21 protein-coding genes are annotated in these 23,525 nt (G+C 66.3%); 14 read left to right on the top strand and 7 right to left on the bottom strand.

Annotation, left to right across the window (positions count from 1 at the left end; all coding sequences use genetic code 11):
* Positions 1-140: 140 nt before the first annotated feature.
* From BAMB_RS23020 to BAMB_RS23010, 3 genes are read left to right on the top strand one after another with little or no spacing between them, the layout of a single operon-like run.
* Positions 141-878: a GntR family transcriptional regulator gene (locus tag BAMB_RS23020; RefSeq protein ID WP_011659563.1), complete on the top strand. Its 738-nt coding sequence runs from the start codon at positions 141-143 to the stop codon at positions 876-878.
* A 28-nt stretch (positions 879-906) separates the two neighbouring features.
* Complete coding sequence (gene manD / locus BAMB_RS23015; protein WP_011659562.1) at positions 907-2,115, top strand: D-mannonate dehydratase ManD; 1,209 nt, start codon at positions 907-909, stop codon at positions 2,113-2,115.
* 29 nt (positions 2,116-2,144) lie between these two features.
* Positions 2,145-3,176 carry a Zn-dependent oxidoreductase gene (locus BAMB_RS23010; RefSeq protein WP_011659561.1) on the top strand — a complete coding sequence of 344 codons (1,032 nt, stop codon included), beginning with the start codon at positions 2,145-2,147 and terminating at the stop codon, positions 3,174-3,176.
* A 78-nt stretch (positions 3,177-3,254) separates the two neighbouring features.
* On the opposite strand, the gene BAMB_RS23005 is transcribed toward BAMB_RS23010, so the two are convergent.
* Complete coding sequence (locus tag BAMB_RS23005) at positions 3,255-5,432, bottom strand: TonB-dependent siderophore receptor (protein ID WP_011659560.1); 2,178 nt, start codon at positions 5,430-5,432, stop codon at positions 3,255-3,257.
* A 387-nt stretch (positions 5,433-5,819) separates the two neighbouring features.
* On the opposite strand from BAMB_RS23005, the gene BAMB_RS23000 reads away from it, so the two are divergent.
* Complete coding sequence (locus BAMB_RS23000; protein WP_011659559.1) at positions 5,820-6,266, top strand: hypothetical protein; 447 nt, start codon at positions 5,820-5,822, stop codon at positions 6,264-6,266.
* A 61-nt stretch (positions 6,267-6,327) separates the two neighbouring features.
* On the opposite strand, the gene BAMB_RS22995 is transcribed toward BAMB_RS23000, so the two are convergent.
* The 5 genes from BAMB_RS22995 to BAMB_RS22975 form a co-directional block, all read right to left on the bottom strand.
* Positions 6,328-7,422: a porin gene (locus BAMB_RS22995; protein ID WP_011659558.1), complete on the bottom strand. Its 1,095-nt coding sequence runs from the start codon at positions 7,420-7,422 to the stop codon at positions 6,328-6,330.
* Positions 7,423-7,526: 104 nt separating this feature from the next.
* Positions 7,527-8,870, bottom strand: coding sequence for an MFS transporter (locus tag BAMB_RS22990; RefSeq protein ID WP_011659557.1), 1,344 nt, complete (start codon positions 8,868-8,870; stop codon positions 7,527-7,529).
* A gap of 130 nt (positions 8,871-9,000) precedes the next feature.
* Entirely contained in the window at positions 9,001-10,062 is a 1,062-nt protein-coding gene (locus BAMB_RS22985) for an aromatic ring-hydroxylating oxygenase subunit alpha (RefSeq protein WP_011659556.1), read from the bottom strand.
* 48 nt (positions 10,063-10,110) lie between these two features.
* Positions 10,111-11,076, bottom strand: a complete 966-nt coding sequence (locus BAMB_RS22980; protein WP_011659555.1) for a PDR/VanB family oxidoreductase — start codon at positions 11,074-11,076, stop codon at positions 10,111-10,113.
* Complete coding sequence (locus tag BAMB_RS22975; RefSeq protein ID WP_041491689.1) at positions 11,073-12,152, bottom strand: aromatic ring-hydroxylating dioxygenase subunit alpha; 1,080 nt, start codon at positions 12,150-12,152, stop codon at positions 11,073-11,075. Before BAMB_RS22975 ends, BAMB_RS22980 begins: the two co-directional genes overlap by 4 nt.
* Positions 12,153-12,349: 197 nt before the next feature.
* On the opposite strand from BAMB_RS22975, the gene BAMB_RS22970 reads away from it, so the two are divergent.
* The gene (locus tag BAMB_RS22970; RefSeq protein ID WP_041491688.1) at positions 12,350-12,838 is read left to right on the top strand and encodes a MarR family winged helix-turn-helix transcriptional regulator; all 489 of its coding nucleotides are present in this window, start codon (positions 12,350-12,352) and stop codon (positions 12,836-12,838) included.
* Positions 12,839-12,910: 72 nt separating this feature from the next.
* Here BAMB_RS22970 and BAMB_RS22965 read toward each other — a convergent pair whose 3' ends face one another.
* Positions 12,911-13,657 (bottom strand): TetR/AcrR family transcriptional regulator, encoded by a 747-nt coding sequence (locus BAMB_RS22965; RefSeq protein ID WP_011659552.1) that lies wholly within the window; start codon positions 13,655-13,657, stop codon positions 12,911-12,913.
* 171 nt (positions 13,658-13,828) lie between these two features.
* On the opposite strand from BAMB_RS22965, the gene BAMB_RS22960 reads away from it, so the two are divergent.
* The 9 genes from BAMB_RS22960 (at position 13,829) to BAMB_RS22920 (ending at position 23,517) form a co-directional block, all read left to right on the top strand.
* Positions 13,829-15,010 carry an isovaleryl-CoA dehydrogenase gene (locus tag BAMB_RS22960; protein ID WP_011659551.1) on the top strand — a complete coding sequence of 394 codons (1,182 nt, stop codon included), beginning with the start codon at positions 13,829-13,831 and terminating at the stop codon, positions 15,008-15,010.
* A gap of 31 nt (positions 15,011-15,041) precedes the next feature.
* On the top strand, positions 15,042-16,649 hold the full coding sequence (locus BAMB_RS22955) for a carboxyl transferase domain-containing protein (RefSeq protein ID WP_011659550.1): 1,608 nt from the start codon (positions 15,042-15,044) through the stop codon (positions 16,647-16,649).
* Between the two features lie 19 nt (positions 16,650-16,668).
* Complete coding sequence (locus BAMB_RS22950; RefSeq protein WP_011659549.1) at positions 16,669-17,454, top strand: enoyl-CoA hydratase/isomerase family protein; 786 nt, start codon at positions 16,669-16,671, stop codon at positions 17,452-17,454.
* Between the two features lie 36 nt (positions 17,455-17,490).
* Positions 17,491-19,491, top strand: a complete 2,001-nt coding sequence (locus BAMB_RS22945; RefSeq protein ID WP_011659548.1) for an acetyl/propionyl/methylcrotonyl-CoA carboxylase subunit alpha — start codon at positions 17,491-17,493, stop codon at positions 19,489-19,491.
* A gap of 21 nt (positions 19,492-19,512) precedes the next feature.
* Entirely contained in the window at positions 19,513-19,935 is a 423-nt protein-coding gene (locus BAMB_RS35485; RefSeq protein ID WP_127456196.1) for a hypothetical protein, read from the top strand.
* Complete coding sequence (locus BAMB_RS22935) at positions 19,919-20,350, top strand: STM2901 family protein (RefSeq protein ID WP_041491529.1); 432 nt, start codon at positions 19,919-19,921, stop codon at positions 20,348-20,350. The genes BAMB_RS35485 and BAMB_RS22935 overlap by 17 nt, the downstream gene beginning before the upstream one ends.
* Complete coding sequence (locus BAMB_RS22930; protein ID WP_012366809.1) at positions 20,350-20,688, top strand: DUF1493 family protein; 339 nt, start codon at positions 20,350-20,352, stop codon at positions 20,686-20,688. The genes BAMB_RS22935 and BAMB_RS22930 overlap by 1 nt, the downstream gene beginning before the upstream one ends.
* 150 nt (positions 20,689-20,838) lie before the next feature.
* On the top strand, positions 20,839-21,981 hold the full coding sequence (locus tag BAMB_RS22925) for a DUF2827 domain-containing protein (protein ID WP_011659545.1): 1,143 nt from the start codon (positions 20,839-20,841) through the stop codon (positions 21,979-21,981).
* A 732-nt stretch (positions 21,982-22,713) separates the two neighbouring features.
* Positions 22,714-23,517 carry an EAL domain-containing protein gene (locus tag BAMB_RS22920; RefSeq protein WP_011659544.1) on the top strand — a complete coding sequence of 268 codons (804 nt, stop codon included), beginning with the start codon at positions 22,714-22,716 and terminating at the stop codon, positions 23,515-23,517.
* Positions 23,518-23,525: the final 8 nt, after the last annotated feature.

Genomic DNA, 23,525 nt, shown 5'->3' with positions numbered 1-23,525 from the left:
GCGTACCATGGTAGATGCTCGAATGCGTGCAGGTTATTTCGAGTTTTCCCGCGAAGTTATCGGTGTAAACGCTAGATCGCCTGAATTCGACCGGTTCTGTACCATGGTAGTTATCGATATCGAGGCGGATCAATCGCACCATGAGCGAAGCGGCAGTGGCAGTACTGGAGGAAGGTGACGTCGTCGTCACGGCGTTGCAGGGGTTCTCGCTGGACGAGAGCCGGTCATATACGGAGCAGGTTCATGCGCTGCTGCGCCACGCAATCGTGCGCGGCGCGCTGCCGCCGCGCACCGCGCTGTCGGAGGCGGTGATCTCCACGACGATCAAGGTCAGCCGCACGCCGGTGCGCGAGGCGTTCGCGCAGCTCGCCGACGAGCGGCTCGTGCAGATCATCCGCAAGGTCGGCACGCTGGTCGCGCCGATTCCGGTGTCGATCCTCGAGGAAGGGCGCTTCGCGCGCAGCACGCTCGAATGCGCGAACCACGTCGAGCTCGCGCAGAAGATCACGCCGGCGCAACTCGCGGAGCTGTCGCGGATCATCGACGCGCAGCGTGACGCGGTGGCCGCCGGCGATGTCGAAGCATTCTTCGATCTCGACGAGGCGATGCACGGGCGGATGTTCGCGTTCGCGGGCCGGCCGCACGTATGGGAAATGCTGCAGCCGATGAAGCGCCAGTTCGACCGCGTGCGCTGGCTGCTGCTCGATCGCGTCGAGGATCACGCGCGCCGCGCGCTGCAGGAACACGAACAGATCCTCGCGCATATCGCGTCGCGCAACATGGCGCTGCTCGGCGCGTCGGTCGCGGCACACGTCGACCGGATCGGCTCGCACTTGCCGGACGTGCGCAGCCGCGCGCCCCATTACTTTGTCGACTGACATCTGAATCGCCCGCTGGAGGAGCGCAGTGAAAATCGAACGCTTGCAGACCATCGTCACGTGTCCGGGCCGGAACTTCGTGACGGTGAAGATCGTGACCGACGAGGGCGTCCACGGCCTCGGCGACGCGACGCTCAACGGGCGCGAGCTCGCGGTGCGCGTGTACCTGGAAGACCACGTGTTCCCGTGCCTCGTCGGCCGCGACCCGCGCAACATCGAGGACATCTGGCAATACCTGTATCGCGGCGCGTACTGGCGGCGCGGGCCCGTGACGATGACGGCGATCGCCGCGATCGACATGGCGCTGTGGGACATCCTGGGCAAGCTCGCGGGCATGCCCGTCTACCGGCTGCTCGGCGGCAGGAGCCGCGACGGCCTGATGGTGTACGGCCACGCGAACGGGCGCGATCACGAGGAAGCGATCGACGCGGTGCATGCGCACATCGAGGCCGGCTATCGCGCGATCCGCGTGCAGTCGGGCGTGCCGGGGCTCGACAAGGTGTACGGCGTCGGCAAGACGGCCGGCGCGTACGAGCCGGCCGAGAAGGGGCTGCCGCCCGAGGAGCCGTGGGACACCGCGCTCTACCTGCGCCACACGCCGGAGCTGTTCCGCAAGGTGCGCGACGCGGTCGGCGACGCGCCGCACCTGCTGCACGACGCGCATCACCGGCTCACGCCGATCGAGGCCGCGCGGCTTGGCCGTGACCTCGAGCCGCACCGGCTGTTCTGGCTCGAGGACGCGACGCCGGCGGAGAACCAGGACGCATTCCGCCTGATCCGCCAGCACACGACGACGCCGCTCGCGGTGGGCGAAGTGTTCAACTCGATCTGGGATTGCAAGGACCTGATCCGCGACCAGCTGATCGACTACATCCGCGCGACGATCGTGCACGCGGGCGGCATCACGCACGTGCGGCGCATCGCCGATTACGCGGCGATGTACCAGGTGCGCACCGGCTTCCACGGCGCGACGGACCTGTCGCCCGTCTGCATGGCGGCGGCCGTGAACTTCGGGCTGTGGGCGCCGAACTTCGGCATCCAGGAGCTGATGCCGCACAGCGCGCTGACCGACGAAGTGTTTCCGCACAACTACCGCTTCGAGGACGGCTATCTCGTGATGGACGACGTGCCGGGCCTCGGCGTCGACATCGACGAGACGCTGGCCGCGAAATATCCGTACGAGCGCGCGTACCTGCCGGTCGCGCGGCTGCGCGACGGCTCGATGTGGAACTGGTGAGCCGCGAAGATCCGAAGGAGAGAACCGAAATGTTGAGCGTCGTTGTCGATCGTCCGAACAGCATGAGCGTGCGTGAAGTGCCGCTGCCCGCGCCCGCCGCCGGCGAGGTGCGCGTGAAGGTGCGCTATGCGGGCATCTGCGGGTCGGACCTGCACATCTTTCACGGCAAGAATCCGTTCGTGTCGTACCCGCGCATCATCGGCCATGAATTCGTCGGCACGATCGAATCGGTCGGCGCGGGCGTCGATGCCGCGCGGCTCGGCGAGACCGTCGCGGTCGATCCGGTGATCAGCTGCGGGCATTGCCACGCGTGCACGATCGGCCGGCGCAACGTGTGCCGGCATCTGAGCGTGCTCGGCGTGCATCGTGACGGCGGCTTCAGCCAGTACACGTGCGTGCCGGCCGGCAACGCGTACCGGATTCCGGACGCGATCGCCGACACCTGCGCGGCGATCGTCGAGCCGTTCGCGGTGGCCGCGAACGCGACGTCGCGCACCGGCGTGCTGCCGGGCGATGTCGCGCTGATCTACGGCGCCGGCACCGTCGGGCTGACGATCCTGCAGGTGCTCAAGCGCGTGTACGGCATTCGCGCGTTCATCACCGACCGGCTCGACGCGCGGCTGCAGCTCGCGCGCAAGTGCGGCGCGGCGGAGGACGAAATCATCAACACGAGCGTCGAGTCGCTGCCCGACGCGCTGGCCAAGCGCGGCGTCGACGGCGGCCCGACGCTGATCTTCGATGCGGTCTGCCATCCGTCGATTCTCGAGGAGGCCGTGACGATCGCCGCGCCGGCCGGCCGGATCGGCGTGCTCGGGTTTTCGTCGGAGCCGTCGGCGATCGTGCAGGCCGAGCTGACGAAGAAGGAGCTGACGCTCGCCGCATCGCGGCTCAACTGCGCGATGTTCCCGCAGGTGATCGACTGGATTGCGCGCGGGCTGATCCAGCCCGAGCACATCGTCACGCACAAGGTCGGCTTTCGCGACGTCGCGCAGGCGTTCGAGATGGCCGAGCACAATCCCGCGGAAAGCTGCAAGATCCTGCTCGATTTCGCGGGCGGCTGATCGCGCGTTCAGTTCATGCCGGTTCGTGTCGCCGGCCGGCGCGCGTCGCGCGCCTCGGCCGGCCGGTGCGACGGTGTGTCAGAACGACACCGTCGTCGTCAGCGTGACGAGCCGCGGCTCGCCGACCGCGACGATCAGGTTGCTGTTGCTCGACGGATAGTAGGTCTTGTCGAGCAGGTTCTTCACGTTGAGCTGGATGCGCGTCGGGAACTTGCCGATCGTGGTCTCGTAGGCCGCGAACGCATCGACGGTCACGTAGCCGGGCAGCGTGAAGCTGTTCGCGGTGTCGCCGGGCCGTGCGCCGACGAGCCGCGCGCCGCCGCCGAAGCGCCAGCGGCCGGGCAGGTTGGCGATCGCCGTGTCATACACCGCGAACAGGCTGCCGGTGTGGCGCGCGACGTTGACGAGCGACGTGTTGCTGTCGCGATCGTTCGCGTTCGTGTACGCGTAGCTGCCGATCAGGCTCAGGTGCCGCGTGATCTGCCCCGCGACGTCGAGTTCGATCCCGCGCGAGCGCGCGGTGCCGATCGTCGACGTGATGTCGCCTACTGTTACCGCGACGTTGCGCTTGTCGATCTGGTAGGCCGCGAGCGTGCCGGTGATGCCGGGCTTCAGGTCGAACTTCAGGCCGGCTTCCAGCACGCGGCCGAATTCCGGCGCGAGCGGTGACGTGACATTCGACGCGACGTTCGCCTTGAACGAGCGGCTCACGTTCGCATACGCGGTCAGCGACGGCGTGAGCGCATACGCGAGCCCGAACTGCGGCAGCCACACGTTGCCGTGCGAGCGGTCGGCGAACGCGAACGGCCGCCCCATCCCCGATTCCTGCTGCCAGTCTTCCCAGCGCAGCCCGCCGACCGCGGTGAGCCGGTCGGTGATCTTCACGGAATCCTGCACGATCATCGAATACGTGTGGACCTTTGACAGCGAATCGCTCTGCTTCACGTTCGGCGTGCCGCCCGGCGCGAGCAGGCCGTAGACGGGATCGTAGAGATCGAAGCCCTTGATCGCCTTGCCGCGGATCGTGTCGCCGCGGAAGCTGCGCTGCCGTTCGTATTCGCCACCGATGTAGAGCGCGTGATTCATCCCGGCGAGCGTCAGGTTGCCGAGCAGGCCGAGCGTCGCGATCTGGTCGGAGTCGTTGCGTCCGAGGTTCGCGTCGGCCGTGCGCGTCATCGCGCCGGTCGCGCTGTTGAAGGCGGTGCCGCGGGCGATGTACTGATCGTAGCGGTCGCGGCCCCAGCCGTACGTCGCGCGTACGCGCCACGCGTCGGAGAAGCGGTGCTCGACGCGCGCCCGCAGCGTTTCCTGGATCCCGCTGCTTTGCGCCCACGGTTCGTCGTAGCGGCGATAGCGCAGCGCGTCGTCGGGGCGGCCGTTCACGAGCACGGTGCCGCGATCGAACGGCATCGTGTAGTCGACGTACTGGTAGCTGACGTCGATCGACGTGTTCGCGTCGTGCCACGACAGCGCGGGCGCGATCAGCGCGTTGCGTTCGCGGCCGAAGCTGCGCCAGTAGCGGCTCGTGTCGTATTCGCCGGTGAGCCGGAACGCGAGCGTGCCGCCCGCGACCTGCCCGGGTTTGCCCAGCGGGCCCGTCAGGTCGAACTGCGCGCTGCTGCCGCCGTGGCTCGTGCGTGATGCGGAGATCGAGCCGCCGAACGTGTCCTCCGGCTTGCGCGTGATGAGGTTGATCACGCCGCCCGGGTCCTGCATCCCGTACAGCAGCGAAGCCGGGCCCTTTAGCACTTCGACGCGATCGATCGTCGCGAGATAGCTGTGCAGCACCGGCGTGCGGACACCGTCGACGAGCACGGAGCCGTCGTTGTTCGAACCGAAACCGCGCTTGATGAACGCGTCGCGCGTGCCGCCGAGCGTGTTGGTCTGCGTGATGCCGCTGATGTTGCCGAGCACGTCGTCGAGCGAGCGCGCCTGCTGGTCCTGCATCACGCTGCTGCTGACCACGGCGACCGCTTGCGGGATCTCCTTGATGGGGCGCGCGTCGCCGCCGGCGATGCTGCTGGTGCGCGGCTGGTAGCCGACGGTCGGATCGGCGGCCGCCGATGCATTGACGCTGATCATCGGCAGTTCGCGTTCGGGCGGCGATACGGATGCCGGTGCGGGCGCGGATGCCGCCTGGGCGGGCTCCGCGTCGGCATGCGCGCCGCTGGCGACGCAAAGGGTGATCAGGGCAGGCAGGCTCGCGCGCCACGGGCGCAAGGTCCGCGCGCGGCGGGGCGTTCGACGGGATGGCATGAATCGATGAGTAACGGAGTGCTAAGGACGGAGGCACAGGCCGCAGCGCTTCACTGCGCCGCTGCGGCAGGATGCGCATGATATAGGTAATGAGAATCGTTTGCAATTGTAACGAGGCCGATACGGACCGTGAACCGCGATTGCCGGGCCGTCGGCCGTCTGCTACCGTAGCGGCCAAAATCAGACGCAGTGAAATCCAATGAGAGCCGGGGGCCGCACCATGTCATCTTCCTGTCACGTCGCGTGCAGCGCGGTCAACCGTGCGGGTGATGAAGTGATCGCAGCCGTGTTCCGCCATTCGAACGCATAAAGCAACGGAAGCGAATTCATCCGGCGTAGCGCCGGGCATCAATCACTTCAATCACCACGCTAGAGGGGAGACCACCCATGAACAAGATTTCCGCGCCGTTCGCGGCGGTGACGCTTGCGGCCTGCGCGCTGCTGGCGGGCATTCAGCAGACCGCTTGCGCGGCTTCGGCCGCCGAGCCCGCGATCGACGCGCATTACGGCGCCGTGATCGAGGCCTACACGCGGGACATGGCCGCCGCGAAGACGAAGTACGACGGCAAGCGCCTCGTGTTCGTCGGCGCCGTGATCCGGATGGGCAGCGACCCGGGCGGCACGTACTTCGGCGCGCTGACGACCGACGGCGAGCAGTTCGATACGCACTTTGACGTGGCCGACCAGGCTGCGCTGAAACCGAAATTCCCCGGCGGCGAGATCAAGCCGTTCACGGCGTCCGCGAATTTCCGCTTCAGCTGCGTGAACGAAGGCTATATCGATGCGCCCGTGTTGCCGGGGCTGAAGCTCGCGCATTGCCGGCTGGAGAGCTGACGTCCGGCACGCGCGGTTCGCGGGCGGCGGCGAGCCGCCCGGAATTGCGCTACCCGGGGCGTCAGAATTTCTGCTGAATCCCGGCCATGACGCCGAGCTGGTTGCTGCCGGTCGCGACGGTGCCGCCGGCGGCTACCGCATTGGCGGCGTTGGCGCTGTTGAACATGTAGCCCACCGACGTATAGACGGTCGTCCGCTTGGACAGGAAATAGTTCGCGCGGCCGACGAGCAGCGTGGCGTTCGTGCCGCCTTCGCTGGTTTCGCGGCGCTGCAGGTAGCGCACGCCCTGCAGGTCGAGCGCGAGGTACGGCGTTGCATAGTACGTGCCGCCCGCGAACACGATGTCGGCCTGCAGGTGTGCGGCCGCCGCGAGGTTGCGGCGGATCCACCCGGCGCCGAGTTTCGCGGGGCCGATCTTCACGTAGCCGGCGACGATGTCGCGCGTGTCGGTGTACGCCGGATTGTTCAGCGGCGCTAGCGCGCCGCCGCCGCCGCGCATCACGTCGTGCGACGCGGCCAGCCCGAAATTGCTCGCGTCATAGGCGAGCATCGCCGTGTACTGCCGGCACGCGACGATGTCGCCGGGCACCTGGCCGGCGCAGCCCGTCGCCGACGGTCCGGCCGGGCCGGCCGCGTCGCGGCCGAAGCTGTAGGTCGCGCCGAGCGTCACGCCGTGGAACGTGCCCTTGTAGCCGATCGCATTGTCGCTGCGCGCGTTCGGCAGGTAGGAGTCGAAATCCGCCATCGAATGAATCGACGGGCCGATCACGTCGGCATTGGTCAGCACGATCATCGTCATGTTCATCTGGCGGCCGAGGGTCAGCGCGCCGAACGGACTGTTCACGCCCACGTTCGCCTGCCGCCCGAACAGGCGTCCGCCATAGTTCAATGCGCCGGTGCCGGGCTGGAAGCCGTTTTCGAGCACGAAGAAGGCCTGGTAGCCGCCGCCGAGATCCTCCGTGCCTCTGAGGCCCCAGCGTGACGGCACCTCGCCGGTCAGCGTCGGCATCCCGGTGAACGATCCGCCGTGCGCGGCGTTGTTGTAGTAGGACACACCGGTATCGATGATCCCGTACAGCGTGACGCTGCTTTGCGCGCAGGCCGGTCCGGCCAGCGCCATCGCCGTCGCGAGCGCGACGCCCAGTTTCGTTTTCATGGCTGTCTCCAAACAGTATGTAGATCTACTTATCGTTTTTTTTGATTGCCCCGGACATGCCGGGGGTACCGACGGGTATCGGTCGAGCCTGCGGGTGTCGTGCGTTACGACAGCGCCGGATCGCGTTGCCGGCGCGGTGCCGCGGCGCGCGCGCCCGCCACGGCGACGGCGATGGCCGCGCCGGCCAGCGGCACGAGGAACGCGAGATAGAGGTGGGACACGGACCAGCCGTTGTCCAGCAGCGCGCCGACCGTCATCGGCGACAGGATCGCGCCGAGGCGGCCGATGCCGACCGCGAGACCGATGCCGGTCGTGCGGATCTCGGCCGGATACGGCGTCGGCGACAGCGCATACATGCCGGCCACGCACGCATTGATCACCGCACCGAGGAACACCGCGACCGTCATGCCGATGCCGAGCGAGCCGGTGTTCGCGCCGAACACGACCATCAGCACACCGCCCAGCAGCAGCGTCGCGCCCAGCAGGTTGCGCAGGCCGAACCGCGTCGACAGCAGGCTGAAGAGCGACGCGCCCGCGATGCCGCCGAGATTGAGCAGCACGCCGCCGGTCACGCCCTGCGATGCCGACATGCCGGCCTGGACCAGCAGTTTCGGCGTCCAGCTCACGACGAAGTAGAAGCTGCCCATCACGAGAAAGAACGCGATCCACAGCGCGATCGTGCGGCGCGTGAGCGGTGCGCGCAGCACGGCCGTCCAGCTCGACGCGGGGTTCGCCGTGTCGACGGAAGCGGTCGCGGCCGGCAGCGCGTCGATCGGCACGCGCTTCATTCTCGCGAGGATGCGGTTGATTTTCGGCAGCGCGTCGTCCGGGCGCCGCGCGAGCAGGAAGTCGAGCGATTCCGGCAGCAGCGCGAGCACCATCGGGATCGACATCAGCGTCAGGATGCCGCCGAACGCGAACACGCTGCGCCATCCCCACGTCGACAGCAGGTAACCGGCGATCACGCCGCCGGCGGTGGCGCCGATCGCGTAGCCCGTCGACTGCATGCCGATCGCGGCGCTGCGCCATTTGTTCGATGCGTACTCGCCGCTGATGACGGTCAGGCTCGCCAGCATGCCGCCGATGCCGAGCCCCGTATACGCACGCGCGGCCGCGAGTTGCAGCGTGCTGTGGGTGGCCGCGCAGGCCAGCATCCCGGTCGAGATCACGGCGAGGCACAGCAGGATGATGCGGCGGCGGCCGACGCGGTCGGCCAGCGGTGCGATCAGCACCGAGCCGAGGCCCATGCCGGCCAGCCCGGCGCTCAGCAGCAGGCCGATTTCCTTGCCGCTCAGTTTCCACTCGGCTGCCAGATGCGGCGCGGCAAACGCGATGGCGAGCACGTCGAAGCCATCGAGCATGTTCAGGACGACGCAGGCCGTGACCGCCATCGTCTGAAACGCGCTCATCGGGGATTCGTCGATCGTATTGCGGATATTTGCGCTCACGTCAAAGATCCTTCATAAGAATAGTATGACTAATTGATTGGGATGAAATCGACGCACTGCCGTAGCGAATGGGACGAAAGCGAATGCGTGGGCTGACGAGCAGCCCGGGTTACGCGCGCCGGCGCGACGGCTACGCGGGTTCGGGTTGCAGCAGCAGCCGCTCGATCACGCGCCGCGCGCGATTGGGGCCCGCGTCGACATGAATGTCGATCTGGCGGCGGTCCGGGAACCGCAGCTGATTCCGGTATTGCGCCTCGATCACGGTCTTGTCCTCGTCGAACGTCGCCGCGGATTGCTCGATGACCGTTCGCGCGACGCGTTCGATGTCGTGCTGCGGATTGGTCGCGACGGTCCAGAAGTAGTGCGTCGTCGTTTCCGTTTCGGGCGTGATGCCGTGAAAGCCGCGCATGTGAAAGCCGCCGCGCGCCGGATCGTGCAGGTCGCCGGTGCCGGCGTCCATCGCGCCGGTCCAGATTCGGATGTGCGACACATGGAATTCGATTTCCTGCCAGCGATCGACGCGGCCCGCGAACGGCCATGCCGCCGTGTAGGTCGGCGGCGGTTCGGAATCGGGCATGCGGCGGACCAGCGTGACCGTGTCGCCGTCGGTGCTGACGCGGGTTTCCGCGCCCATGTGCAGCGACGCGTTGCCGCCGATGGTTTTCAGATGGACATAGCCGAGGTGGCTCAGGTCCATCAGGTTGTCGTGAATCAGCTGATACGGCGCGTCGTAATGGTAGTGGCCGCCGCCGAACCGGTATTGCGGATCCGAGTGGAACGGATAACGCGGCGGCGCGCAGGTCGGTTCAGCATGCGCTTCGGCGCCGATCCAGATCCATACGATGGCGTCCTGTTCCCGCACCGGATACGACGCCACGCACGCCTTCGCCGGAATCCGGTCCTGGCCGGGAATCTCCACGCAGGCGCCGTCGCGGTCGAACAGCAGGCCGTGATAGCCGCAGCGCAGGCCGCGCACCTCGAGCGAGCCGCACGACAGCGGCAGCGACTTGTGGCAGCAGCGATCCTCCAGCGCACCGACTTCACCGGACGGCAAGCGGAACAGTACGACCGGGCGCCCGAGCAGCGTGCGCGCGACGGGTTTGTCCGTCAGTTCGGATGACAGCGCGGCGACCCACCATCGGTCGATAGGAAACTTAGTAGTATTGATTGGTGGTGCGGCATGATGCGCCATTGATCGTCTCCAGTATTGTGGTTTTCCGCCGCGCGCCGCGCGGTCCGTCTACAGATCGAGTACCAGCAGGTCGCTTCGCGATCGCGAACAGCACGGCATGAACTGGTCGCCGGTCGCTTGTTCCGCTTCCGTCAGATACGAATCGCGATGATCGGGCTCGCCTTCCAGCACGCGCGTCACGCAGGTGCCGCATACGCCTTGCTCGCACGACGTAAGAATCTCGACGCCGTTGGCCGCCAGCGCCGCGATCACCGTGCATTCAGCCGGCACGTCGATCACCTTGCCGCTGCTCGCGATCCGGACCTGGAACGCACGATCGGCGCCGGACGACGCAACCGCGCCGCCGAAGAACTCGTAATGCAGCCGCTCGTCCGCCCAGCCGCGCTCGCGCGCGGCGCTCAGCACCGCATCCATGAAGCCGCGCGGGCCGCAGACGTACAGGTGCGTGCCGTCAGGCGCCGCGGCGAGCACCGAGGCCAGGTCGAAGCGTTGCGCGGGGTCGCCGTCGTCGACGTGGAAGCGCGCGCGGTCATGGAACCCGGCCGCGTTGATCCGCTCGACGAACGCCATGCGGTCGGTCGAGCGCGCGCAGTAGTGCATGTCGAACGGGATGCCGGACGAGAACAGCCGTTCCGCCATGCAGAGAATCGGCGTCACGCCGATCCCGCCCGCGAGCAACAGGTGGTGCGGTGCGTCGGGCGCGAGCGGGAATTGATTGCGCGGAAGGCCGATCCGCACGGTATCGCCTTGCCGCACTTCATCGTGAATGGCGCGCGAGCCGCCGCGGCCGTCGGCATCGCGCAGCACCGCGATCTGATAGCGGTCGCCGTGCTCCGGGTGATTGCACAGCGAGTACTGGCGCACGAGGCCGCCCGGCAAATGCACGTCGATATGGGCGCCGGCGTCGAAGCGCGGCAACGGCGAGCCGTCGTCGCTGACGAATTCGAAGCCGCAGATGTCGCGCGCTTCCTGCCATTTGCGGGCGACCCGCACCGTCAGCGTCGCATCGCTCATGACGCCTCCTTGATCTGCGCGACCGGAATCACGGGGCGCTGCGGGCTCGACGCCTGTTCGTCGGCGAGCAGCCGCTCGATCACCTTGCGCGACAGCACGCCGCCGGCGTCGATGTTCAGCTTGAGCAGCTTGCGCTCCGGCCACTGCTCGAGGTTGAGCTGCTGGCGCTCGAGCATCTCGAGATCCTCGGCGAAGATCTTGCCCTGGCCTTCGCGGATTTCGGCGGTCAGCGCGTGATCGTCGGGCCGGAAGTTGCGCGCCATCCCCCAGAAGTACCAGATCGAGGTGTCCGTCTCGGGCGTGATGAAGTCGACCACGATCGACGACGCCTTCAGATCGGCCGGCGCGTCGTAGCCGCCGTGGCCCGCATGCGCGACGCCCACTTCGATCATCACGTGGCTCGGCGGCGTGAAGCGGCAGATCTGCCAGCGGTCGACCGGCACGTCGTCGGCCAGCCCGTTGCCGCGCAGCGCCATCCGCCAGAACGGCGGCGGCATCACGTTCTGCATGAAGCGGCTCGTGACGACTTCGTCGCCGTTGGCGGTCGTCTTCGGCGCAGCTTCGTCGATTTCCTTCTGGCCGATGCTCGTCGCATGCACGTACGTTTCGTGCGTGAGGTCCATCAGGTTGTCGATCATCAGCCGGTAGTCGCAGCGGATGTGATACAGGCCGCCGCCGTGCGCCCAGGCCGGATCCTCGGCCCACGACAGCGCGGGCAGTTTGGCCGGATCGGCTTCGGACGCATCGCCCGGCCACACCCAGATGAAGCCGTACTGTTCGACGACGGGGAAGCTGCGAATCGGCGGGAAGCCGCCGACCCGCTGGCCCGGCATGCCGGCCGCCTTGCCGTTGCAGCCCATTTCCAGCCCGTGATAGCCGCACACGAGCACGCCGTCGCGCACGAATCCCAGCGACAGCGGCGCGCCGCGGTGCGGGCAGAAGTCCTCGAGCGCGGCGACCTGGCCGTCCGCCGCGCGGTAAAACACCATCGGCTCGTTGCAGATCTTGCGGCCCAGCGGCTTGCCGTCGATGTCATCGGGCGTGCAGGCCACATACCAAGCGTTCTTGAGAAACACGTTCATCGTCTCCTTCAGGGCGGTGCCGCCGATACGCGGCACGTCGTCATTCCGTGTACTGAATGTGATTCAGTGTACTCATCGAGATTGGCGGGAGCAAGGCGGGCGGTATACTGGTTTTCCCGGGAATGGCGCGACGCAGCGCCATGCCGTCGGTGCACGCAACGGCGTGCGCCGCCTATGTCATCGACTCATCCATGGAAAAAACGAATCCCGCCGACGCGCCGGCATTCCCGCTCGATCTGTACGACGAACCCGGGCACCTGATCCGGCGCGCCCATCAGATCGCGGTTGCGATGTTCTATGAAAAGCTGGGCCGGGACGTGACGCCGGTGCAGTACGCGGTCCTGCGGATGCTCTACGAATGCCCGGGGCTCGACCAGGTGACGCTCGCGCAGCGGGTGGCGCTCGACACGTCGACCACCGCGGATCTCGCGGTCCGGCTCGAAGCGAAAGGATTGATCGTCCGCGAAGTGCTGCCGCGGCGTCAGCGGCGCCTGCTGCTGACGCCGGCGGGCGTGGAACTGCTCACACACCTGATTCCGTCGGTGAAGGAACTGCGTGCCGGCCTGTTCGACGGAATGGGAGAGGGCGATTCGGAGGAACTGATGCGGCTGCTGCGCAAGTTCGTCCATCTGAACAACGAGCAGAGCCGCGCGCCGCTGCGGGTGAGCGAGGATTCGTAGCGGTCGGTTCTCGCGAGATGAAGTAGAAGCGGCGGCGGGGCAGCAGATGAAGGCAAGCGAAACCCGCCGGCGTCACGCGCGTGACGCTTGCCCCTCCAGCCGCCGCACGGCTTCCGCGACCTCGTTCCTGAAGCGCACCAACGCCGCCTGCTCCGGCGCGGGCGGCTGCACGGCCGCCCACAGCATGTCGACCAACTGCGTGACCGTCGTTTCCGTATCGAGCTTGCGGTGCCCGAGGATCGCATCCCACAGCACGTGCTCGATCGGCCCGAACACCATCGAGCGCAGCAGGCTCAGCGGCATGTCGCGGCGCACCTGCCCGGCTGCCTGGCCGCGCGCGAGCACGTCCATCAGCGGCGCCGTGTAGCGGCGCTGCAGCGCGGTGAGCTCGTCACTCAGCGCATGCTGCTTCGCACGACCCTCCGACAGCACCAGCGCGCACAGCCCCGTGCCGTTCACCAGCATCAGCCGCAGGTGGGTGCGCACGATGAACGCGAACTGGTGCTGCACCGATGCTTCCACCGGCATCCCGTGTTCGAACGCGGCAATGATTTCGTCGTACCAATCGGCGATCACGCGCGCGCACAGCTCGCGCTTGCCGCGGAAATAGCTGAACACCGTCGCCTCCGACACGCCGACGCGCTGCGCGATCTCGGCGGCCGTCGCATGCTCGTAACCCTTTTCGGCAAACACTTCACGACCGGCGCGCAGGATGTCCTGCACGCGCTGCTGGGATTTGCGCCCGGCGGGTGCGCGCGACGGGTCGGCGCGGTCGGGTCTGGCAGTTGCGGTCATGGTGTCGGCGGGAGCGGCTGTCATGCTGCGATGATATCTGAGTATCACTCAAAAAACTATTGACGCCAAGCCGGACGAGGCGCGAAACTGTGCAAAATTTCCGCTGTATTGGCTTAATGAATCGACGCATTGATCCGATTTGAGCGAAACTCAGAAATCGGCGCGTGCGACCCACTTTCTGGAGACGGAGGAGACATGATCAACCTGCCCGGCGTGCAATTCATGCTCGGTGAAGACATCGAGATGCTGCGCGACGCCGTCGCGACGTTTGCGGCGAAGGAAATCACGCCGCGCGCGGCGGAGGTCGACCGCACCGACCAGTTTCCGATGGATCTGTGGAAGAAGTTCGGCGATCTCGGCGTCCTCGGCATGACAGTGGCCGAGGAATACGGCGGCGCGAACATGGGCTACACCGCGCACATGGTCGCGATGGAGGAGATCTCGCGCGCATCGGCGTCGATCGGCCTGTCGTACGGCGCGCACTCGAACCTGTGCGTGAACCAGATCCACCGCAACGGCACCGACGCGCAAAAGCAGAAGTACCTGCCCAAGCTCGTGTCGGGCGAACACATCGGCGCGCTCGCGATGAGCGAGCCGAACGCGGGCTCCGACGTCGTCAGCATGAAGCTGCGCGCCGACAAACGCGGCGACCGCTACGTGCTCAACGGCACGAAGATGTGGATCACTAACGGCCCCGATTGCGACACGCTCGTCGTCTACGCGAAGACGGACCTCGACGCCGGCCCGCGCGGCATCACCGCCTTCATCGTCGAGAAGGGGATGAAGGGCTTCTCGGTCGCGCAGAAACTCGACAAGCTCGGCATGCGCGGGTCCCACACGGGCGAGCTCGTGTTCCAGGACGTCGAGGTGCCGGAGGAGAACATCCTCGGCCAGCTCAACGGCGGCGTGAAGGTGCTGATGAGCGGCCTCGACTACGAGCGCGCGGTGCTGTCGGGCGGCCCGACGGGCATCATGGCCGCGTGTCTCGACGCGGTGGTCCCGTATATCCACGACCGCAAGCAGTTCGGCCGGTCGATCGGCGAGTTCCAGCTGATCCAGGGCAAGGTCGCCGACATGTACACGACGTTCCAGGCATGCCGCGCCTACCTGTACGCGGTCGGCCGCCATCTCGACTCGGCGGGCAGCGACCATATTCGCCAGGTGCGCAAGGACTGCGCGGGCGTGATCCTCTATACGGCCGAGAAGGCCACGTGGATGGCCGGCGAGGCGATCCAGATCCTCGGCGGCAACGGCTATATCAACGAATACCCGGTCGGTCGTCTGTGGCGCGATGCGAAGCTGTACGAGATCGGCGCCGGCACGAGCGAGATCCGCCGGATGCTGATCGGCCGCGAGCTGTTCGCGGAAACGATGTAACGCCCCACGTCACGCGAACGGAGCCCCGTCGATGCCGATCATCGAATCGAAACTGAACCCGCGTTCGGAAGAATTCCGCACGAACGCCGCGGCGCTGGAGGCGGTCGTCGCCGACCTGCGCGCGAAGATCGAACAGCTCGCGCAAGGCGGCGGCCAGGCCGCGCGCGACAAGCACCTGTCACGCGGCAAGCTGCTGCCGCGCGACCGGATCGCGCAACTGCTCGATCCCGGCGCACCGTTCCTCGAGTTCTCGCAGCTCGCGGCGAACGGCATGTACAACGACGACGCGCCCGGCGCGGGCGTGATCACCGGCATCGGCCGGATCGCGGGCCGCGAGTGCGTGATCGTGTGCAACGACGCGACGGTCAAGGGGGGCACCTACTACCCGATCACCGTGAAGAAGCACGTGCGCGCACAGGAAATCGCCGCGGAAAACCGGCTGCCGTGCGTGTACCTCGTCGACTCGGGCGGCGCGAATCTGCCGAACCAGGACGACGTGTTTCCCGATCGCGACCACTTCGGCCGCATCTTCTTCAACCAGGCGACGATGTCCGCCGCGGGGATCGCGCAGATCGCGGTCGTGATGGGCTCGTGCACGGCGGGCGGCGCGTACGTGCCGGCGATGAGCGACGAGTCGATCATCGTGAAGAACCAGGGCACGATTTTCCTCGGCGGCCCCCCGCTCGTAAAGGCCGCGACCGGCGAGGAAGTGAGCGCCGAGGATCTCGGCGGCGGCGACGTACACACGCGCCTGTCGGGCGTGGTCGATCATCTCGCGCAGAACGACGCGCATGCGCTGTCGATCGCGCGCAACATCGTCGGTCATCTCGCGCCGAAGATCGCGTCGCCGCTCGCGCTGCGCGAGCCGAAGCCGCCGCGCTACGACGCGAAGAGCCTGTACGGCGTGATTCCGGTCGACACGCGCAAGCCGTTCGACGTGCGCGAGGTGATCGCGCGCATCGTCGATGATTCGGAGTTCGACGAATTCAAGGCGCGCTTCGGCACGACGCTCGTCACGGGCTTCGCGCATATCTGGGGCCATCCGGTCGGGATCATCGCGAACAACGGCATCCTGTTTTCCGAATCGGCCGTGAAGGGCGCGCATTTCATCGAGCTGTGCTGCCAGCGCAAGATCCCGCTCGTGTTCCTGCAGAACATCACGGGCTTCATGGTCGGCCGCAAGTACGAGAACGAAGGCATTGCGCGCCACGGCGCGAAGATGGTGACGGCCGTGTCGAACGCGAAGGTGCCGAAGTTCACGGTGATCATCGGCGGCTCATTCGGCGCGGGCAACTACGGGATGTGCGGCCGCGCGTTCGGCCCGCGCTTCCTGTGGATGTGGCCCAACGCGCGGATTTCGGTGATGGGCGGCGAGCAGGCCGCGTCGGTGCTCGCCACCGTGCGCCGCGACGGCATCGAGGCGAAGGGCGGCGCGTGGTCGGCCGAGGAAGAGGATGCGTTCAAGCAGCCGATCCGCGACCAGTACGAGCGCCAGGGGCATCCGTACTACGCGAGCGCGCGGCTGTGGGACGACGGCGTGATCGACCCCGCGCAGACGCGCGACGTGCTCGGGCTCGGCCTTGCCGCGTCGATGAACGCGCCGATCGAGGACACGCGCTTCGGCGTGTTCCGCATGTAACGGCCGGGAGGGCTGACCGATGCGATACGAAACGATCAAGGTACACGAGGCCGACCGCGTGGCGACCGTCACGCTCGCGCGCCCGGCCGTGCGCAACGCGTTCGACGAGACGACGATCGCCGAGCTGACCACCGCGTTCGAGTGGCTCGACGCGCACGAGGGGGTGCGCGCGATCGTGCTCGCGGCGGAAGGCGCCGCGTTCTGCGCGGGCGCGGACCTGAACTGGATGAAGAAGATGGCCGGTTACTCGGACGACGAGAACCGTGCCGACGCGCGCAAGCTCGCGCGGATGCTCGAGGCGATCCATCGCTGCGGCAAGCCGGTGATCGCGCGCGTGCACGGCGACGCCTATGCGGGCGGCGTGGGGCTGGTGGCTGCGGCCGACATCGCGATCGCCGTCGATGGCGCGAAGTTCTGCCTGTCCGAAGCGCGGCTCGGGCTGATTCCCGCGACGATCGCGCCGTACGTCGTGCGCGCGATGGGCGAGCGCGCGGCGCGCCGCTACTTCACGACGGCCGAAGTGTTCGACAGCGCGCGCGCCGCGTCGCTCGGCTTCATTCACGACGCGGTGCCGGCCGACGCGCTCGACGAAACGGTCGCGAAGCTGGCCGCGGCGCTCGTCGCGAACGGCCCCGACGCGGTGCGGGCGTGCAAGCAGCTCGTCGCCGACGTGGCCGGGCGGCCGCTCGACGCGACGCTGATCGAGCAGACCGCCGACTGGATTGCGCGCACCCGCGCCGGCGCCGAAGCACGCGAAGGGATCGCGTCGTTCCTCGAGAAGCGCACGCCTTCGTGGCGTGAATGACGGCGTGCCAATAACTTTCCGGACGACACCGAAGCCATGTTCGACAAGATTCTGATCGCCAACCGCGGCGAAATCGCCTGCCGCGTCGCCGCGACGTGCAAACGTCTCGGGATCGCGAGCGTCGCCGTCTATTCCGACGCGGACGCGAACGCGAAGCACGTCGCCGCATGCGACGAAGCCGTGCATATCGGCGGCGCGGCGGCCGCGGACAGCTACCTGCGCGGCTTGCGCATCATCGAGGCCGCGCGCGCGACCGGCGCGCAGGCCATCCACCCCGGCTATGGATTTCTGTCGGAGAACGAAGATTTCGCGCACGCATGCGAAGCGGCCGGCATCGTGTTCATCGGACCGCCGGTCGACGCGATCGCGGCGATGGGCTCGAAGGCGGCCGCGAAGGCGCTGATGCACGCGGCCGCGGTGCCGCTCGTGCCCGGCTATCACGGCGACGACCAGGACACGGCCAACCTGCATCGCGAAGCCGACGAGATCGGCTACCCGGTGCTGCTGAAGGCGAGCGCGGGCGGCGGCGGCAAGGGGATGCGCGTGGTCGAGCGCTCCGAGGACTTCCGGGCGGCGCTCGCGTCGTGCCAGCGCGAGGCCGCGAGCAGCTTCGGCAACGCCCGCGTGCTGATCGAGAAATACCTGACGCGCCCGCGTCACGTCGAAGTGCAGGTGTTCGGCGACACGCACGGCAACACCGTCTACCTGTTCGATCGCGACTGCTCGGTGCAGCGCCGTCACCAGAAGGTGCTCGAGGAAGCGCCGGCGCCGGGCCTGCCTGACGACCTGCGTCGCGCGATGGGCGAAGCGGCCGTCGCGGCCGCGCGCGCGGTGCATTACGTCGGGGCGGGCACCGTCGAATTCATCATGACGGCCGACGCGTTCTACTTCATGGAAATGAACACGCGCCTGCAGGTCGAGCATCCGGTCACCGAGATGGTCACCGGGCTCGATCTCGTCGAGTGGCAACTGCGCGTCGCAGCGGGCGAGCCGCTGCCGCTGACGCAGGACCAACTGCGCGTGCACGGCCATGCGATCGAGGCACGGCTCTACGCGGAGAACCCGGCGCGCGGCTTCCTGCCATCCACCGGCACACTGAAGCATCTGCGGCTGCCGGAAGGCATCGAGTTCGCGATCGGCGCGCCGGTGCGCGTCGACAGCGGCGTGCGCGAAGGCGACGCGATCACGCCGTTCTACGATCCGATGATCGCGAAGCTGATCGTGCACGGCGCGGACCGCGCGGAAGCGCTCGGCAGGATGCTGCGCGCGCTGCGGGCTTGCGAAGTGGTCGGCCTGCACACGAACGCCGCGTTTCTGCAGCGGATCGTCGCGAGCGAGCCGTTCGCGACCGCCAATCTCGACACGGGCCTGATCGAGCGCAACCACGATGCGCTGTTCGCGCCGCAACCGTCGCCGCGTGCGACGCTAGCGCTGGCCTGCGCGGCGCTGCTCGCGCGCGAGCGGGGGGCGGCCGCGCAGCAGGGCGTGTCGCCGTGGCATGCGCTGCCGGACTGGCGGCTGAACGGCGGCTATCGCCGCACGCTCGAATGGCATGCGCCCGATCGCGAAGCGGACGTGACGGTCACCTACGATGACAATGGCGGCCACGCGAGCCTCGCCACCGGCGACGCGGCCGCGCAGCCGTTTGCATGGACGCGCGGCGCGACGCCGCTCGACTTCGACGTGACGCTCGACGGCGTGCGCAGCAGCGGCCGCGTGTATGCGGACGGCGACAGTTTCCACGTGTTCACGCAGGGTGTCGCCGAGACGTTCGAATGGCGCAACGTGCTCGCGCACGCGGGCGATGCCGAGCATGGTGGCGGCCGCCTGACCGCGCCGATGCCCGGCAAGGTGATCGCGGTGCTGGTCGAGCCGGGCCAGAAGGTCGAGGCCGGCACACCGCTGATCGTGATGGAAGCGATGAAGATGGAGCACACGATCGGCGCGCCGGGCGCGGGCGTCGTCGCGGAAGTGCTGTACGGCGTCGGCGATCAGGTCGCGGATGGCGCGCAGTTGCTGGTGATGGCGGAAGACTGATCGGAGTGTGCGTGAGGGCCCTTGCCGGCCCTCACGGATAGCGCGGGCGTCCGCTCGCGAATCCTCGATCGCATACAAAAAATAAAAGATGCGCGTGCAACGTTTTCATGGTTTCTGGGCCATCAACCGATCCCGGCCGTTGATCAGCGGCGCAACATGCGCCGTTTCTCGTCGATTCGGCTGTTGCAACACTCGTTAACAGATCGAAAACGGCTTCTCCTCCGCTTCATCGGCAACGCGAATTCGCCTGATCCCCCGTGGAGCAAGGCACGGAATGACAGCGATCGCTTTCCGGATGTCACGCTGGATGAGCGAAGCCACCGCATCTTTCTGCTCACGCTCGATGGGCAGCGCTACCGTGACGATCGGGATGCGCAGTCCGGTGCATTGCGCAATGATCAAAAGAGCGAGTGGAGAGAAAATAAAAATGGCGAACAAATATGATTACGGGGGCCACGGAGATCTGACGCCGCCGGAATTGTTTTGCCTGATCGTGATCGACGTCGCCTGTGATGAATTGGGCATCGATGATGCTGTCGGGATCGCAATGATTTTATTGGGGCAAAGGTTTGTGCCTACCCGAGGAAAATTCCACGGAGCGGTTAAGGGGACATCGGTCGCATCAAGGGTTTCACGGAGGTTGCTCCCCTATGAAATCAAGCACAAAATTCTTCCAACGGTAACTTCATTCAAGAGTCTCGTGCTTCTCAAGGTGAAATTTACCAGGGAGCTCGGCGTATTTGTCGGACGGGCGGTGCCGGTGGCCGGATGGATCATTACAGCTGCCGACGTATCGATCATAATGTATCGCTCTGCAGTCGCGTACAATCGCCTGGTCAAGCCGGAGGATCGTTTTTGATGGACGCTCGTCTGATCGAGATGGTGCGGGAGGAGGCTGATTCGCCGTTGTGGGGTGAGCTTGAAATTACCCCGGAAACGGATCTCTGCATTGATCTTGAGCTTTCCGACAGAGCCATGTTGAGATTGATGCGGAGATTTTCGGAATCGTTCGGTGTCGATATTTCTGCTTTCGATGTGGATTATTACTACCCCTCCAGAAAATTGGGTTTCGGTCGATTTCTGGTGGAAGTGTTCAAGTCGCCGTTCAGCAGCGGCGCCAGGGACAAAATCCTGGAGCGTCCGCTGACCATCCGGATGATGGAGGCGGCAATCGAAGCCGGACGATGGGAGATGTGACAGCTCGGCAAAGGGCGCGCCGTAACCCGTCCATCGCTGACCATCCATGACAGTCCTGCGGTCGACAGTCCGCTAGAATGACCCGTTGTTCCCGGGGTGCGCCGCCATGCGCGCCACATCGTGTCCATTCAATTTCCCGTCCCGCCGACGATGACGTCTCCTGTCCTGAACGGCCTGCGCATCGGTATCACGATCGGTCTGCGCGCCCCCGACGAAAGCCTGTGGATCAATGGCATCAAGCAGAACGCGCTGTTTCTCGCGAAGCTGTTGATGGCGTCGCCGCATGGCTATCGCGTGACGCTGGTCAACACGACCGACGTGCCGCTCACCGACGCGCTGCCGTGGGATCACACCGTGTTCGACACGCGCGCATTCGCCGACATGAAGGATGCGCTCGACGTGGTGATCGAGCTCGGCGGCCAGATCGACGCCGCGCAGACGGACTACCTGAAGGCGCGCGGCGCGAAGATCGTCAGCTATTGCTGCGGCGTCGAGTACATCAACGCGATGGAGTCGATGCTGTTCGGTCGCCGGTTGTGGGATTCGCTCTTCATCAACCGCGGCTACGACGAGGTGTGGGCGATTCCGCAGATCGCGCCGTCGTCGCTGCCGTTCCTGCAGTCGCTGCGTCGCTGCCCGGGGCGCGTCGTGCCGTTCGTATGGGATCCGATGTTCCTGAGCGCGCGTGCGGCATCGCTGCCCGAGCACGGCGAATACCGGCCGCGCAGCGAGCCGGGCAAGCGGCTCACGGTGATGGAGCCGAACCACAACGTCGTGAAGTTCTGCGTGTACCCGATGCTGATCATCGACGAAGCGTATCGCAGTGACCCCGATGCGATCTGCTTCACGCACGTGACGAACGCCGATCGTCTCGCGCACGACAGCCCCGAATTCGTGATGCTGATGAACTATCTGGACATCGTGCGCGCGGGCAAGGCGAGCTTCGTCGGGCGCTTCGACACGCCGCTGTTCCTGGCCGACCTGACCGACATCGTCGTGTCGCATCAATGGTCGAACCCGCTCAACTACTTCTATTTCGACGTGTGCTGGCAGGGCTATCCGCTCGTGCACAACGCGAGCCTCGCGCCCGATCTCGGCTACTACTATCCGGACAACGACGTGCAGCAGGGTGCGCAGGCGCTGCTGCAAGCGCTGCACACGCACGACGACGACTGGCAAGGGTACACGCGGCGCCAGCGCGAGATCCTCGGCCGCTATACGTCGGCGAACCCCGCGCTCGTCGGCGAATACGACGCGCTGCTCGCGAACCTGATCGGCGCGGCGGCTGCTTGAGTTTGAGTTTGTGTGCCGCCTGCCGCAGCCGGCGGCCCCCACCTTAATGTCTGATGAAAATCATGCCGTAAAAAAGAAACCGCCGAACCGGGCAAGATCCGACGGTTTTTGAAGGCACGAAATTGACGGCTCCGAGGGAAGACCGTCAGAAATCATTTTATAGGTTAACAAATCGAAAAGATCGTTAAAAATCTTTCAATCGACAAATGCCGTATTGCTCGGACCAATGGCGTCATTTTATTTCGGCAGACTATCGTTTGGTCATTTTCAATATCGTTTGAAACGACAAAATTAAATGCTCCGAGGACCGAATGCCCGATGGGTTCCGGCTGGTGGCGCGGCCAGCACGGCCTCGCGGCGAATGCGGGCGACATGTCCGGATACGGCTTCGCTGCCGGATATTAATCATACGAAATAACGGTCGCCTGATTTTGAAGCGAGACCATCGATAAATCGATTTTTGCCAAATGCGTTTGGGCGCGCAATATCGTCGATGGTTTTGTGTGGCCTGCCGCACTGTCGGCGACGTGCATGCGTGGTGTATTTCTAGTATTTGAATATCGTTGACAATATCTGATTTGACGGTGCGCCGAAATGAAAAGTACGCTCCCTGAAAAGATCGAAACAAGAGGATGGGCCGGGTAGGCGGTGGCGCGTGTCGTGGTCGGCGCGCGCCACATGTATCGAGAGCGCGGGCCGTCATCGGCGGCCCGACAATTGCCGGAGCGCCGGATGAATGCGGTCGAACCTCGCCTGGAGGCGAACAGCGTAGCGAATCGGGACGAAATCGATCTCGTGTTCGGCGCGCCTGACGATCACCCCGACCTTGCGTCGGTACGCAGTTTCGTCGAATGCCGGCTCGGGTTCGCGCGCGAGCCGGTCTGCCGCGCCGACCTGTCGGGCGGCGTGCTGTATCACGAATGTCTCGCGCGGTTGCGCTGGGGCTCGCGCGACGCGTTGCCGCCGCTCGCGTTCCTGCCGCGCCTCGAGTCGCTCGGGCTGATGCGCTGGTTCGACCGGCTCGTGGTGGGCCGGACGATCGACGCGCTGCGTGCCGATCCGCAGGCCGTGTATGGCTGCAACGTCGCGGCGGCGAGCGCGGCGGTGGACGACGCGTGGCTGGCCATCTTCAGGCGGCTCGAGCGCGAGCCGTCGGTCGCGGCGCGGCTGGTCGTCGAGATCACCGAGACTGGGCCGCTGAACCCCGTCGCGGGCCGGTCGTTCGTGAATCGGTTCCGCCAGGCCGGATGCCGCGTCGCGATCGACGATTTCGGCGTCGGCTTCAGCGCGCTGAACAACCTGGTGGTCGGCAACCCCGATATCGTGAAGCTCGACAAGTCGGTGCTGTCGCTGATCAAGCGCAATGCGATCGGGCGCTACCAGTTTCGCCGGCTGATCGCGTTTGCGCACGAAAGCGCGCGGCATGTCGTCGTCGAAGGCGTGGAGAACGAGACCGATCGGCAGATCATCCTGGATTCCGGCGTCGCGTGGGCGCAGGGCGTTCGCTTCAGCTGGCGGTCGCCGGCCGCCGCATGACGCAGCAG

The organism is Burkholderia ambifaria AMMD (assembly GCF_000203915.1).
Classification (GTDB): Bacteria; Pseudomonadota; Gammaproteobacteria; order Burkholderiales; family Burkholderiaceae; genus Burkholderia; species Burkholderia ambifaria.
The sequence above is the reverse complement of the archived record's forward strand: the minus strand, read 5'-3'. Positions and strand labels throughout refer to the sequence as shown.

Excerpts from the sequence above, each read along its gene's own strand:
- BAMB_RS22950 (WP_011659549.1), top strand. The coding sequence starts at position 16,669 with ATGCGATACGAAACGATCAAGGTACACGAGGCCGACCGCGTGGCGACC.
- BAMB_RS22960 (WP_011659551.1), top strand. The coding sequence starts at position 13,829 with ATGATCAACCTGCCCGGCGTGCAATTCATGCTCGGTGAAGACATCGAG.
- BAMB_RS22980 (WP_011659555.1), bottom strand. The coding sequence starts at position 11,076 with ATGAGCGATGCGACGCTGACGGTGCGGGTCGCCCGCAAATGGCAGGAA.
- BAMB_RS22935 (WP_041491529.1), top strand. The coding sequence starts at position 19,919 with ATGGCGAACAAATATGATTACGGGGGCCACGGAGATCTGACGCCGCCG.
- BAMB_RS22965 (WP_011659552.1), bottom strand. The coding sequence starts at position 13,657 with ATGACAGCCGCTCCCGCCGACACCATGACCGCAACTGCCAGACCCGAC.
- BAMB_RS23010 (WP_011659561.1), top strand. The coding sequence starts at position 2,145 with ATGTTGAGCGTCGTTGTCGATCGTCCGAACAGCATGAGCGTGCGTGAA.
- BAMB_RS23005 (WP_011659560.1), bottom strand. The coding sequence starts at position 5,432 with ATGCCATCCCGTCGAACGCCCCGCCGCGCGCGGACCTTGCGCCCGTGG.
- BAMB_RS22955 (WP_011659550.1), top strand. The coding sequence starts at position 15,042 with ATGCCGATCATCGAATCGAAACTGAACCCGCGTTCGGAAGAATTCCGC.
- BAMB_RS22930 (WP_012366809.1), top strand. The coding sequence starts at position 20,350 with ATGGACGCTCGTCTGATCGAGATGGTGCGGGAGGAGGCTGATTCGCCG.
- BAMB_RS22970 (WP_041491688.1), top strand. The coding sequence starts at position 12,350 with ATGGAAAAAACGAATCCCGCCGACGCGCCGGCATTCCCGCTCGATCTG.
- BAMB_RS22995 (WP_011659558.1), bottom strand. The coding sequence starts at position 7,422 with ATGAAAACGAAACTGGGCGTCGCGCTCGCGACGGCGATGGCGCTGGCC.
- BAMB_RS22945 (WP_011659548.1), top strand. The coding sequence starts at position 17,491 with ATGTTCGACAAGATTCTGATCGCCAACCGCGGCGAAATCGCCTGCCGC.
- BAMB_RS22920 (WP_011659544.1), top strand. The coding sequence starts at position 22,714 with ATGAATGCGGTCGAACCTCGCCTGGAGGCGAACAGCGTAGCGAATCGG.
- BAMB_RS22925 (WP_011659545.1), top strand. The coding sequence starts at position 20,839 with ATGACGTCTCCTGTCCTGAACGGCCTGCGCATCGGTATCACGATCGGT.
- BAMB_RS23020 (WP_011659563.1), top strand. The coding sequence starts at position 141 with ATGAGCGAAGCGGCAGTGGCAGTACTGGAGGAAGGTGACGTCGTCGTC.
- BAMB_RS22985 (WP_011659556.1), bottom strand. The coding sequence starts at position 10,062 with ATGGCGCATCATGCCGCACCACCAATCAATACTACTAAGTTTCCTATC.
- BAMB_RS23000 (WP_011659559.1), top strand. The coding sequence starts at position 5,820 with ATGAACAAGATTTCCGCGCCGTTCGCGGCGGTGACGCTTGCGGCCTGC.